12 protein-coding genes are annotated in these 11,703 nt (G+C 71.4%); 10 read left to right on the forward strand and 2 right to left on the reverse strand.

Features of this window, described 5'->3' with window-relative positions:
- The first annotated feature begins 158 nt into the window (after positions 1 to 158).
- The 4 genes from ABTV91_RS08820 (at position 159) to ABTV91_RS08835 (ending at position 2,587) form a co-directional block, all read left to right on the forward strand.
- Positions 159 to 737, forward strand: a complete 579-nt coding sequence (locus ABTV91_RS08820; RefSeq protein ID WP_433851094.1) for an RNA polymerase sigma factor — start codon at positions 159 to 161, stop codon at positions 735 to 737.
- Complete coding sequence (locus tag ABTV91_RS08825) at positions 734 to 1,267, forward strand: hypothetical protein (protein ID WP_433851095.1); 534 nt, start codon at positions 734 to 736, stop codon at positions 1,265 to 1,267. Before ABTV91_RS08820 ends, ABTV91_RS08825 begins: the two co-directional genes overlap by 4 nt.
- Positions 1,268 to 1,279: 12 nt before the next feature.
- Positions 1,280 to 2,173, forward strand: a complete 894-nt coding sequence (locus ABTV91_RS08830; RefSeq protein WP_433851096.1) for a DUF4097 family beta strand repeat-containing protein — start codon at positions 1,280 to 1,282, stop codon at positions 2,171 to 2,173.
- Between the two features lie 81 nt (positions 2,174 to 2,254).
- Complete coding sequence (locus ABTV91_RS08835; protein ID WP_182333997.1) at positions 2,255 to 2,587, forward strand: zinc ribbon domain-containing protein YjdM; 333 nt, start codon at positions 2,255 to 2,257, stop codon at positions 2,585 to 2,587.
- Between the two features lie 132 nt (positions 2,588 to 2,719).
- Here ABTV91_RS08835 and ABTV91_RS08840 read toward each other — a convergent pair whose 3' ends face one another.
- Positions 2,720 to 3,808 (reverse strand): tetratricopeptide repeat protein, encoded by a 1,089-nt coding sequence (locus ABTV91_RS08840; protein ID WP_433851097.1) that lies wholly within the window; start codon positions 3,806 to 3,808, stop codon positions 2,720 to 2,722.
- A gap of 274 nt (positions 3,809 to 4,082) precedes the next feature.
- On the opposite strand from ABTV91_RS08840, the gene thpR reads away from it, so the two are divergent.
- The 4 genes from thpR (at position 4,083) to ABTV91_RS08860 (ending at position 7,925) form a co-directional block, all read left to right on the forward strand.
- Entirely contained in the window at positions 4,083 to 4,670 is a 588-nt protein-coding gene (thpR, locus tag ABTV91_RS08845; RefSeq protein ID WP_433851098.1) for an RNA 2',3'-cyclic phosphodiesterase, read from the forward strand.
- 161 nt (positions 4,671 to 4,831) lie between these two features.
- Positions 4,832 to 5,431, forward strand: a complete 600-nt coding sequence (locus ABTV91_RS08850; RefSeq protein WP_433851099.1) for an HD domain-containing protein — start codon at positions 4,832 to 4,834, stop codon at positions 5,429 to 5,431.
- Positions 5,432 to 6,298: 867 nt separating this feature from the next.
- The gene (locus ABTV91_RS08855; protein WP_433854157.1) at positions 6,299 to 6,487 is read left to right on the forward strand and encodes an oxidoreductase-like domain-containing protein; all 189 of its coding nucleotides are present in this window, start codon (positions 6,299 to 6,301) and stop codon (positions 6,485 to 6,487) included.
- Between the two features lie 70 nt (positions 6,488 to 6,557).
- Positions 6,558 to 7,925 (forward strand): virulence factor family protein, encoded by a 1,368-nt coding sequence (locus ABTV91_RS08860; RefSeq protein WP_433851100.1) that lies wholly within the window; start codon positions 6,558 to 6,560, stop codon positions 7,923 to 7,925.
- On the opposite strand, the gene mprF is transcribed toward ABTV91_RS08860, so the two are convergent.
- Positions 7,891 to 10,449 carry a bifunctional lysylphosphatidylglycerol flippase/synthetase MprF gene (mprF, locus tag ABTV91_RS08865; protein WP_433851101.1) on the reverse strand — a complete coding sequence of 853 codons (2,559 nt, stop codon included), beginning with the start codon at positions 10,447 to 10,449 and terminating at the stop codon, positions 7,891 to 7,893. The genes ABTV91_RS08860 and mprF overlap by 35 nt on opposite strands.
- 157 nt (positions 10,450 to 10,606) lie before the next feature.
- Here mprF and ABTV91_RS08870 point away from each other — a divergent pair, with 157 nt between their 5' ends.
- Positions 10,607 to 11,239, forward strand: a complete 633-nt coding sequence (locus ABTV91_RS08870) for a DUF998 domain-containing protein (RefSeq protein WP_433851102.1) — start codon at positions 10,607 to 10,609, stop codon at positions 11,237 to 11,239.
- Positions 11,240 to 11,291: 52 nt separating this feature from the next.
- Positions 11,292 to 11,639 carry a RidA family protein gene (locus ABTV91_RS08875; RefSeq protein ID WP_153193479.1) on the forward strand — a complete coding sequence of 116 codons (348 nt, stop codon included), beginning with the start codon at positions 11,292 to 11,294 and terminating at the stop codon, positions 11,637 to 11,639.
- Positions 11,640 to 11,703: the final 64 nt, after the last annotated feature.

Consider the following 11,703-nt stretch of genomic DNA (forward strand, 5'->3'; position numbering starts at 1 on the left):
AATCGGGGGGGCATGGCAATGGAGCGGAAGGGCGAAGCCGGATTGTCGGCCAGCCGGCTCGGCCCTGTCAGCCCTTGGCCACCTCCGCGGCGCCGATCCCCGCGCGGGATATTGCAACGGCCTTTAAACCTTTCCGCTGGCCGCCGCATCCAACGGATATGCTCGACGCCACCGTGACCGCCACCGCTCCTTTCCCGCAGGCCGCCGACGACGCCGCGCTGGCGCGTGCCGCCGCTGGCGGCGACAGCCACGCCTACGAGCGCATCTACCGCCGCCACGCGCCGCGCCTGTACGCGCTGCTGTGGCGGCTGTGCGGCGGCAGCGCCGCGCGCGCCGAGGACGCGCTGCAGGAAACCTTCATCCAGGCCTGGCGCAAGCTGCCGCAGTTCCGCTTCGAGAGCGCGCTGGGCACCTGGCTGCACCGGATGGCGGTGAACACGGCGCTGATGGAGCTGCGCGCCAGCGCCGCGTTCGAGGCGCTGGACATCGGCGAGGACGGCATGGAGGCGCTGGCGCGGATGCCGGCGGCCACGCGCTGCCAGGCCACCGGACTGGACCTGGAACGCGCGCTGGAAACCCTGCCGCCGCGCGCCCGTGCGGTGCTGGTGCTGCACGACATCGAAGGCTGGAAACACCAGGAAATCGCCGAGGAACTGCAGATGGCCGTCGGCAGTTCCAAGGCACAGCTGCATCGCGCGCGCGGCCTGCTGCGCGCGCGTCTGGGAGAAACACCATGAACGAACACGATTCCGACCACGAACACGAAAACGACGACCTGGCCGCGCGCCTGCGCCAGCTGCCGGCCGAGCGCCTGCCGCCGGCCGCGGCCTGGCAGCGCATCGCCGCGCAGCTGCACGAGGCGCCGCGCGAGCGGCCCGTCGCCGCCGCGCCGCCACCGCGCCGCCGGCGCTGGCCGTCCCTTGCCGCGGCCGCGGCCGTCGCCGCGCTGGCACTGTTCGGCGCCGGCCGCTGGTGGGGGCTGCACGAGCGGCCGCTGCCGCAGGCCGCGCAGGCCTCGCCGCTGGAAGCGCAGGCCGACGCGCTCGCCCATGCCTACGGGCAGGCGATCGCCGCGATCCCGCAGGACAACGTGCCCGCCGAGCTGCTGCCGGCGCTGCGCGAACTCGATGCCAGCGCCGGCAGCATCCGCTCGGCGATCGCGCAGAGCCCCGATGCCGGCTTCCTGCTCGGCCAACTGCGGCGCACCTACGCGCTGCGCCTGGAACTCACCCGGCAGGGCCTCGATGCCGCCGGTCTTGCCACCTGAAGGAGAAACCCGATGAATGCTTCCCTGCGACACCTGCTGGCGGCCGTCGCGCTGCTGGCCCCCCTGGCGCCGGCACTGGCGCAGACCACGGTCAACGAACACCACGCGCTGTCCAGCGGCGGGCGGGTCGAGATCAGCAACGTCGCCGGCTCGGTGACCGTGCGCGGCTGGGACCGCAACGAGGTGCAGCTCACCGGCACCCTCGGCGAAGGCCAGCGCCTGGACGTGCAGAACAGCGCCAACCGCGTGCAGCTGAAGGTGGTGTACCCGCGCAACAGCCGCAGCAGCCGCGGCGCGGTACTGGAACTGCGCGTGCCGCGCGGCAGCGAACTGCAGGCCGGCACGGTCAGCGCCGCGCTGGACGTGGCCGACGTCGACCTGCGCCGGCTGCAGGCCAATACCGTCAGCGGCGGCATCACCGCCAGGGGACAGGCCGGCGAAACCAGCCTCAACAGCGTCAGCGGCGCGATCCGCTCGCAGCTGCGGACCTCGCGGCTGGAACTGCGCTCGGTCAGCGGCGCGATCAACGCGGCCGGCACCAGCGGCGGCGAGGTGAGCGCCAACTCGGTTTCCGGTGGCGTCGACCTGGATCTGTCCGCGGTGCAGCGGCTCGACGCCGAAACCGTGTCCGGCAGCCTGGGCGTGCGCAGCGCCGGCCTGCAGCCGGGCGGCCGCATCAGCCTGCAGACGGTGAGCGCGCCGATCGCGCTGACCCTGCCGTCGCGCACGTCCGCGCAGCTGAAGGTCAGCAGTTTCAGCGGCACCATCCGTTCGGACGTGGGCGAGGTCGAGCGCCCGCGCTACGGGCCGGGGAGCAGCCTGGACGCGCGCATCGGCGGCGGCGACGGCGACATCTCCATCACCTCGCATTCGGGCAGCGTGCGGGTGAACCTGGGTCCGCGCTGAGCCGCGCGGTTCCGCCCGCGCCCGGCTGGCCGGGGCGGGCGGCTACAATAGGCGGCTGATCACGTCATCGCTGGAGTCGCCATGCCCGTTTCTTCCTGCCCGCAGTGTTCGTCGCAGAACGTCTATCCCGACGGCGCGCTGTGGATCTGCGCCGACTGCGGCCACGAATGGACCCCGGGCGAGGCCGGCGAATCGGCGCTGGTGGTGCGCGACAGCAACGGCAACGTGCTGGTCGCCGGCGACACCGTCACCGTCATCAAGGACCTGAAGGTCAAGGGCTCGTCGATCCCGCTCAAGCAGGGCACGGTGATCCGCAACATCCGCCTGGTCGAGGACGACGCCGAGCACATCGAAGGCAACTCGGACAAGATCAAGGGCCTGGTGCTGAAGACCTGTTTCCTGCGCAAGGCCTGACCGCACGCAGGAGCGCACTCCAGTGCGCGATGGGGCTTTCCCATTGAATCCCCGCACAGGGATGCGCCTGCCATTGCAGAGGGGCCTGCATGCAGGCCCCATCGCGCACTGGAGTGCGCTTCTACCCGCGGCTCAACGCGCGCCCTGCCGCGCGTTGAGCCGGTGCAGGCTGTCCAGCTTGGCTTGGTAGACCGCGCGCACCCGGTCCGATCCGCCCAGTTCGCGCGCGCGCGCCATCTCGCGCATCGCGCGGCGGTTCTCGCCCTGCAGGAAGTACGCCCGCGCCAGCCCGAAATGGAACTGGTGGGCATTGCCGTACAGCCGTATGGCATGGCGGTAGGCCACCGTCGCCTGCGCGTAGTCGCCGCGGCGCTCGGCCTCCACGCCCTGCATGAACTGGTAGAACGGGTCGCGGTCGCGCGCGTTCTGCAGGCGCACGCCCAACTGCGCGGCGCGCCGGGTGTCGCCCAGCTGCCGGTACAGCGAGGTGGCGTTGGACAGCGCCGACAGCAGCGCCGGGTGGGCGCGCAGCGCGTTCTCGAATGCCAGCGCGGCGGCGCGGGTATCGCCGTGGCGGCGTTCCAGCACGCCCAGGTTGTTCCAGGCCGGCGCGAAGGCAGGGTCCATGCGCAGGGCGGTGCGCAGGTATTCCGTCGCCTCCGCGTCGTGCGCGGCCATCAGCTCGGCGCCGCGGTTGTTGTAGTAGTGGGCCAGGGCGCGCTGGTCGGAAATCACCTGCGGGCCGCGACGGTCGTAGAGCACGTTCTGGTCCAGGTCCAGCGTGCCGTGGCGGCCCGCCACGCGCAGCCCGACGTTGACGTGCCCGGCGTTGTAGATCACGCCCTGCTCCTGGTACCAGGTCACCACCTGGCCGACCTCCTGGATGCGCGCTTCCAGGCCGGCCTCGCGCGCCAGCGCGACGAACAGCAGGGTGAAGGACAGGCAGTTGGCGCGGCGCTGCGCCCAGGTCTCGGCCACGGTCAACGTGGCGGTGGTGTCGTACTGCAGGCCCAGGCCGTCGGGCTTGAACACCAGTTCCACCAGCCGCTGCAGGCGCTGCTCGGGCGAGTTGGTGGCGTCGATCACCCGCTCGTGCAGTTGCTGCCGCAGTTCCTGCGGGACGGCCATGACCTGGCCGGGCGTGGGCGGCAGTGCCGGCGGCGGCGATGACGGCGCGAGGTTGACGGCGGCGAGCAGGACGAAAGCGTTCCAACCGATCATGGCGACCACCCTTGGGGTTGCTGCGGCGCTGCCAGTGTATGCCTGCCGCGGCCCGCCGGCGCACGCCGCACGAATCCACAGGCGGTGTGGACCGGCGGCTGGCAAAGATGTGGATAACCGGCGGCGGCCCTTGCGCCACGGACGTTCCGCGGGCGTGGTCATTATTTGGCCATGGCGGCGCCGGCGTCCGGCCCGTCTGCTAGTATCCGCGCCCCAGACGATGCCGGCCGCCGCATGCCGGCCTCCTCCCGCCGGCCGGCGTTTCCATTCGACCATGACGAAGTTCATTCCCTCCGCCGAGGCGCAACTGTCGCTGGGTCTCGGCAGCGACATCCCGACCGAGCGCCTGTTCTTTGCGGTGATGCCCGATCCGGCCACGGCCTGGCGCATCGCCGAACTGGCCGAGGGACTGCGCGACGACCACGGCCTGGCCGGACGACCGCTGGCGCGCGAGCGCCTGCACGTCACCCTGCATCACCTGGGCGACTACGCCGGCCTGCCGCCGAGCCTGCTGGCGAAGGTGCAGCAGGCCGCCGCGCGGGTGCGCATGCCCGAGTTCGAGGTGTGCTTCGACGAGGTCGGCAGTTTCGCTGGCGGCCGCCAGCATCCGTTCGTGCTGCGCAGCGAACATGGCGCCGACCTGCTGCACGGCCTGCACCAGGAGCTGGCGCGCTGCCTGCAGGCCGTCGGCAGCCGCCCGGATCCGGCGTTCACGCCGCACCTGACCCTGCTCTACGACAAGCGGCGCCTGCCGGTGCAGCCGGTACAGCCGATGCGCTGGCTGGTGCGCGAGTTCGTGCTGATCCGCAGTTACCTGGGGCAGACGCGTTACCAGCTGGAAGGGCGCTGGCAGTTGGGCTGAACCGGCCTTCTTTCTGTAGGAGCGCACTTCAGTGCGCGATGGAGCTTGCCTGCAGATTCCTCGGCAGCGGCCCGCGCATCCATGCGTGGGGTTCCAACGGGAAAGCCTGTGCGGGGCAAGCCCCGCACCTACGGTCTTGCCTGCCTGGCTAGAATGGCCGCATGGACCTGATCCCGATGCCCCTGCCGGCGGGCCAGCTGGCCGAGATCGAGGCCGCGCACGCGCAGCCGCCGCGCGCGTACCACAACTTCGGCCATGTGCAGGCGCTGCTGCGCCACCACCGCGATGTCGCCGTCGGTCCCGGTTGGCGGCAGCCGCGCGAGGTGGCGCTGGCGATGCTGTACCACGATGCCGTCTACGAGGCCGGGCGCGCCGACAACGAAGCGCGCTCGGCGCTGATGGCGCGCGAGGCGATCGCGCGCTGGCTGCCCGATGCCGGCGTGGACGCGACGCGGGTGGCGGAGCTGATCGAACTGACCGCGCGGCATGGCCGTCTGCGCGTGGAGGAACTGGATGCGGACGCGGCGTTGTTCCTGGACGCCGACATGGCCATTCTCGGCGCGCCGCCGGCGGTATTCGACGCCTACGACCGCGGCATCGCCGAGGAGTACCGGGGCAAGGTGCCGGGGTTCCTGTTCCGGCTCAACCGGCGTCGGTTCCTGAAGGGGGTGCTGGCGCAGCCGCGCATTTTCTTCAGCGATTTCTTCCATGCGCGCTATGACGCGCAGGCGCGGGAGAATCTGCGGCGGGTGACGGGTTGAGGCCTGCTTTGGCTTTGGCTGTTGTTGTTGCCGTTGCTCATTGCTTTTGACTTCCAGGGTCCCCTTCCGCAGCGACGGAGCCGACGGACAAGACCCCGCAGGGGCGACGTGCATGGATGCACGTCGTTTTTCGACACGACATGGATGTCGTGTCGAAAAATCCCGGCGGCGGAGTGGACCCGGAGTGCCGCAGGCACGGAGGGCGCGTAGGCAGGGGCGTGTTTCTTTGGGCCACGTTTCTTTGCACGAGCAAAGAAAGGTGGCTCGCGCCCCGAAGGGGAGCGAAAGCCTTTGATCCTGTTTCTGCCCGTGCTCTGGCTTCTCCTGGACGTCTGTACCAAAGCGATAGGCAAAAAGGCCAAGCTAGAGGCCTGCCAGAGCTAAAGCTAAGGCTAAGCATGAAAGCGGGAGCTTGAAAGCAGAGCTTTCGCCCCTGCTTCGCAGGAGCGAGTTACTTCTCTTTGCTCGTGCAAAGAGAAGTAACCAAGAGAAACACGCCCCTGCCTACGCGCCCACGGCACTGCGTGCCGCGGGTCCACTCCGCCAGCGGGATTTTTCTACGCGACATCCATGTCGCGTAGAAAAACGGCGTGCATCCCTGCACGCCGCCCTTCGGGTTTTTCCCGCCGGCTCCGTCGCTACGGAAGGGGACCCGGAAGGCAAAAGCAGCGCAAGATCACGAGCAACAGCAACAGCAACAGCAACAGCAACAGCAACAGCAACAGCAACAGCAACGGCAACGGCAACAGCGACAGTATTCGTAACCGCAGCGGTCACGGCGGCTACAGCCATGTTGAGGCTGCCTGGCGACCCCATGGCCTAGAATTGCTCCATCCTGTTTTGACGACGGCCACACCGGCCGAAGCGATGAACCCGATTCCCATCCCCCCGCCCGACCCGGACCCGCGGCCGACGCCGCCGGAGGAGCCGGGCCCGAATGAATGCTGCGGCAGCGGTTGTCCGCTGTGCGTGCTGGACCTGTACGCCGACGAGCTGGCGCGCTACCGGCAGGCGCTGGCGGCGTGGAAGCTGCGCCACCCCGGGGCGGGCGACTGACGCCGCATTCCGACGCCATTCCCGCATCGGCAGGCGTAGGCTTGCCGTCTCCCCGCTCAAGGAAGCGCCCATGGTGCGTGCGTCGCTGGTTCTGGTGATGGTGGCGTCGGGCCTGCTGGCCGCGCCGGTGGCGGCGGAGCCGGTCAGCCATGGCCGGTTCGAACAGGTGCCGGTGCAGCTGCCCGACGGACCCGTGCAGCGCGTGGTGCTGTGGTTCGCCGGCGAAGGCGACGCCGCACGGCGGCAGGCGCGCCTGCATGCGCTGCGCCGCGATGGCGCGATGGTGGTGGACATCGATACCCGGCACCTGGCAGGGGTACTGGCGAAGGAGGGCGGCCATTGCGGGTTCTCCGCCGGCGACGTGGAAAATTTCTCGCGTTACGTGCAGGCCTATCTGAAGGTGCCGACCTACCACCTGCCGATCCTGGGCGGCGACGGCGCCGGGGCGGCGCTGGCCTATGCGGTGGCGGCGCAGTCCGGCGCGGACGTGTTCGCCGGCCTGTTGACCGAGGACTTCTGCCCGCGCCTGCACGATGCGCGCATGATCTGCGGGGACGGCACCCGCGACGGCGGGCTGGTGCCGGTGGCTTTGGGCTTCCCGTGGCTGCAGGCCGCGCCGGGCACGCGCGGCGCCTGCGCGGCCGACGGGGCCGATGCCTTCCTGCACGCGGCGCCGCTGGCGCGCCGTTTCCGGCGCAGTGCTTCGGGCAGCGCGATTCCGGGCGAAGTCGCGGCGGCGCGCGTGCTGGGCGCGCAGCGCGGGGCAAGCCTGCCGCCGGTGCCGCACGAGCTCGATGGCCTGCCGCTGGTGGAGGTGCCGGCCACGGGCGATGGCGACACCTTCGTCGTGTTCGTGTCCGGCGATGGCGGCTGGGCAGGGCTGGACAAGGAGGTCGCCGGCGCGCTGGCGCAGGCCGGCATTCCGGTGGTGGGCGTGGATTCGCTGCGTTATTTCTGGAGCGAGCGCACGCCGGCCGGTTTCGCCGCCGACCTGGACCGCATCGCGCGCCATTACGCGCGGCAGTGGCGGCGGCCGAAGCTGGCGCTGATTGGTTTTTCGCAGGGCGCCGACGTGCTGCCGGCGGCGATCAACCGGCTGTCTGCCGACACCACGTCGATGCTGGCGATGACCGCGCTGCTCTCGGTAGGCGCGCAGGCCGACTACGAATTCCACGTCAGCAACTGGCTGGGCGGCAGCAGCGACCGCGGGCTGCCGATCGCGCCGGAGATGCGCCGGCTGCCGGCCGCGCGCACCGTCTGCGTCTACGGCCAGGACGACGACGACGCGCTGTGCCCGCAACTGCCGGCCGGGACCGCGCAGATCGTGCGCATGCCCGGCGACCACCACTTCGAGGGCGACTACGCCGGGCTGGCGCGGGTGATCCTGCAGCGGCTGCGCGCGCTCAGTCCGGCTGCCGGCGCGGGTCCAGCGAAATGAGCCGGGTCACGTCCAGCAGCGCGGCGGGCAGGTGCACGCCGCCCGGTGCGGCGAGGTAGCGCGGGCGCCATTCCGGCGCGAACTTGGACTTGAAGCGGCGCAGGCCGCCGAAGCCGTAGAAGCGCTCGCCGTGGCGCGCGAGGAGGTTGGCGAAGCGGTTCCAGCGCCCGGCCAGGCGGTGTTCGGCCAGTCCGGTCAGCGGCGCCATGCCCAGCGAGAAGCGCGTATGGCCGTTGGTCGCGCCCCACAGGAACAGTTCGATGAACAGGAAATCCATGGTGCCCTTGGGCGCGTCGGGGCGGTGCCGCATCAGGTCCACCGACAGTTCCTGCGCGACCGGCGCCTGCCACAGGTTGGCGAAGGCCACGATGCGGCCTTCGGCCTCGACCAGGGCGAGCGGGAAGCGGCACAGGTAATCGGCGTCGAAGCTGCCCAGCGAGAAGCCCTTCTCGTCGCCGGCCTTTTCTTCCAGCCAGGCATCGGAGATCGCGGCCAGCTCCGGCAGCAGCGGCGCCACGGCTTCGGCCGGCACCACGCGGAAGCCCAGGCCCGAGCGCCGGCCCTTGTTCCAGGCCTGGCGCAGGTCCGCGCGCGCGCTGCCGTCCAGGCTGAAACCGGCCAGCGACACCATCGCTTCCTCGCCGAGCTTGACCAGGGTCAGGCCCAGGTCGAGATAGGTCTGCCAGTACTGGTCGCCGGTCTGGTAGAACACCGGGCGCAGGCCGAGCCGGTCGGCTTCCTCGCGGAATCGCCAGATCAGCGCGCGCGCCGTGTCCGGCGGGCCGACCGGGTCGCCCATCGACACCAGCGAGCCGCCGTAGCGCTGCATCATCACGAAGCCGTTGCCGTCGTCGCTGCGCAGGATCGCCTTGTCGCCGGTCATCGCCAGGCAGGCCTGGGTGTCGTGCGCGCGCGCCAGCAGCGGCCGCAGCTGCTCCAGCAGCGCGCCATCGGGCACCGGCAGCGGCGTGCGCGTGCTGTGCAGCAGCCGCGCCAGCCCGAACACGATCACCACAAGGCTGACCAGCAGCAACGCGCGCAGCGCGCGCGGCGCGTTGCCGGAGATGGCGAACTGCCACCACAGCTCGTTCTGGTACTCGACGTGGCTGTAGACGAAGAACAGCAGCCACACCGTGGCCACCAGCACCAGCGCGACGTTGCGCAGCCAGGGCCAGGACCAGGCTTCGTCCAGCAGCGCGCCCTGCCGGTAGAACTCGCGCCGCGCCGCCCACAGCGCCGCCGCCACCAGCGGCAGGGTCAGCGCCACCAGCGCATGGCCGCCGCGCAGCCAGGCCGGGATCGGCAGCAGCACGCCCAGCGCCAGCGCGATCAGCCACGCCGCGTGGCTGCGCCGCTGCAGGCCCTGGCCGATCAGCAACAGCAGCACGCCGCCCAGGCTGCCGAGCAGGTGCGAGGTCTCCACGATCGGCAGCGGCGCGTGCAGCGGGCGGTGCCGCGGCACCGGCAGGGTGCCGTCGATCACCAGCAGCGCGCCGACCGCGAACACCGCCAGCGCGATGACCTGCGGCAGCCACGGGCGCAGCGCGTTCCACGCGGTGCTGGCGCCGCTGCGCAGCGGCCGGCGCACGCTCGCCAGCCCCGCCAGCAGGGCGGAGAGGAACAGCGGCACCAGGTAATAGGTGACGCGGTAGGCCACCGCGGCGGCGAGCAGGGCCGCGGGCGCCACCTGCGGCAGCAGCTTGAGCAGGCTCCATTCGAACACGCCCAGCCCGGCCGGCACGGTGGAGACCAGCCCGGCCACCACCGCCACCAGGTACAGGCCGACGAAGCCCACGAAGCCGACGCCGTCCTGCGCCGGCAGCAGCACATGGAACGCGGCCGACGCCAGCGCCAGTTCCACCACGCTCAGCGTGGTGACTTCCAGCACCGTGCGCCGGTCGGGGATCCACACGCGGTGTTCGCCCCAGCCCAGGCTGCGGCCGCCGCGGCCCACCGCCAGCCACATCAGGCCGAAGCCCAGCAGCAGGGCGATGCCCAGCAGGCGCACGGCCGCCGCGTCCAGCGGCAGCGCCAGCGCCGCCGCGCCCGGTTCCAGCCACAGCGCCAGGCCCAGCAGCACCCAGGCGCCGAACACGAAGCCCAGCGTGCTCATCAGCACCACCTGGCCGATCTCGGCCAGGCCGAGCCCGGCGTCGCCGTAGCTGCGCATGCGGATCGCGCCGCCGGTGAGCGCGGCGAAGCCCAGCGTCTGCCCGGCGGCATGGGCGAGGAAGGCGGTGATCGCCACGCGGCTGGCGGGCAGGCGCCGGTTGGCGCGGCGCAACCCGATCGCGTCGAAACCGATCAGGCAGCCGTAGCTGGCCATGCCCAGCAGCAGCGCCAGTCCCAGCTGCGTCCACGACAGCGCATGCAGGGCGCCGCGGATCTGCCGGTAGCCATGCCCGGCGAACTCGCCGGCCAGCGCGTGCAGGGCCATGCCCATGATCGCCAGGGTGACGGACACCGCGCCGAAGCGGCGCCAGCCAGCGGAGGCGGGAGCGACGGAAGCGCCGGGGTCGGGCATGCGGGGCAGGGAGGCAGGGCGCCGTCGTGGCGCGGGGATGCAAAGACTATCGGCACGGCGTGACGATGCTGGCAAGCGCACGCGCGTCTTTCAGCCGGCGGACGGGAGCGGACGCGGATAAGCTGGCGTCCCGTCCGCCCGACCGGAGCCTGTCCTGGTGTCTTCCCGCCGCCATCGCCCCCGCGATCCCGGGCGCCTGGCCGCCCTGCTGGTGCTGGCCGCGCTGCTGCTGTTCACCGCGACGGCGACCTGGCTGCAGTTCGTGCGCGCCGACCTGGACTGGAGGCGCGCCACCCTCAGCCTGTACCTGCATGGCCCGTACGGACTGTGGCTGCGCAGCGCCTACTGCGTGCTGGCCGCGGCCATCGCCGTGCTTGCCATCGCGCTGCATGCGCGCCTGCAGGGGCCGGCGCGGCGCGGCCTGCCGCTGGCCCTGTTCTGCGCCGCGGGCGTGGGCCTGGCGGCGGTGGCGGTGGGCGACAGCTGGCTGCCGGAACGGGCTCCGCTGCTGGCGCCGCTGGTGCATGCGCTGGCCGCGCAGACGGCCTTCCTCTGCGTCACCACGGCGATGCTGCTGCAGGCATGGTGCTTCGGGCGCGACCCGCGCTGGCGCGGTTTCCACCGCCTGGCGTGGTGGTGGGCGTGGCTGGCGTTCGCCGGCCTGTGGCTGCACGTGCTCTGGCGCGATACGCCGCGCGGGCTGGGGCAGAAGGCGGTGATCGCGCTGGTGGTGGCGTGGCTGGCGCTGACCGCGCTGCAGCTGTGGCGGCAGCGGCGAGGTCACGGCTGAAACCATCGGTACGCGGCACAATGGGCGCCACATCCACCCACGGGAAGCACCCATGATCGAACGTTTCGATACCGGCCCGCGTATGTCGGAAATGACCATCCACCACGGCGTGGCCTACCTGGCCGGACAGGTGCCGGAAGACACCAGCGCCGACATCGTCGGCCAGACCGAGCAGGTGTTGCAGGCCATCGACGACCTGCTGCGGCTGGCGCCGACCGACAAGAGCCACATCCTGCGCGCGGAGATCTTCCTGGCCGACATGGCCGACTTCGCCGGCATGAACCAGGCCTGGGACAAGTGGGTGCCGGAAGGCGCCACGCCGGCGCGCGCCACCGTGCAGGCCAGGCTGGCCAACCCGGCGTGGAAGATCGAGATCGTGATCACCGCGGCGGTGCCGTAAGCGCGACCGGCGCCGTTCCCGGATCCGCGATCCGGGAACGAGGCGGGCGCGCACCGACGCGCGT

It is taken from the genome of Stenotrophomonas nitritireducens, assembly GCF_050984405.1.
GTDB lineage: Bacteria > Pseudomonadota > Gammaproteobacteria > Xanthomonadales > Xanthomonadaceae > Stenotrophomonas > Stenotrophomonas nitritireducens_B.

Coding starts and splice junctions, on each gene's coding strand:
- ABTV91_RS08820 (WP_433851094.1), top strand. CDS start 159: ATGCTCGACGCCACCGTGACCGCCACCGCTCCTTTCCCGCAGGCCGCC.
- ABTV91_RS08825 (WP_433851095.1), top strand. CDS start 734: ATGAACGAACACGATTCCGACCACGAACACGAAAACGACGACCTGGCC.
- ABTV91_RS08830 (WP_433851096.1), top strand. CDS start 1,280: ATGAATGCTTCCCTGCGACACCTGCTGGCGGCCGTCGCGCTGCTGGCC.
- ABTV91_RS08835 (WP_182333997.1), top strand. CDS start 2,255: ATGCCCGTTTCTTCCTGCCCGCAGTGTTCGTCGCAGAACGTCTATCCC.
- ABTV91_RS08840 (WP_433851097.1), bottom strand. CDS start 3,808: ATGATCGGTTGGAACGCTTTCGTCCTGCTCGCCGCCGTCAACCTCGCG.
- thpR (WP_433851098.1), top strand. CDS start 4,083: ATGACGAAGTTCATTCCCTCCGCCGAGGCGCAACTGTCGCTGGGTCTC.
- ABTV91_RS08850 (WP_433851099.1), top strand. CDS start 4,832: ATGGACCTGATCCCGATGCCCCTGCCGGCGGGCCAGCTGGCCGAGATC.
- ABTV91_RS08855 (WP_433854157.1), top strand. CDS start 6,299: ATGAACCCGATTCCCATCCCCCCGCCCGACCCGGACCCGCGGCCGACG.
- ABTV91_RS08860 (WP_433851100.1), top strand. CDS start 6,558: ATGGTGCGTGCGTCGCTGGTTCTGGTGATGGTGGCGTCGGGCCTGCTG.
- mprF (WP_433851101.1), bottom strand. CDS start 10,449: ATGCCCGACCCCGGCGCTTCCGTCGCTCCCGCCTCCGCTGGCTGGCGC.
- ABTV91_RS08875 (WP_153193479.1), top strand. CDS start 11,292: ATGATCGAACGTTTCGATACCGGCCCGCGTATGTCGGAAATGACCATC.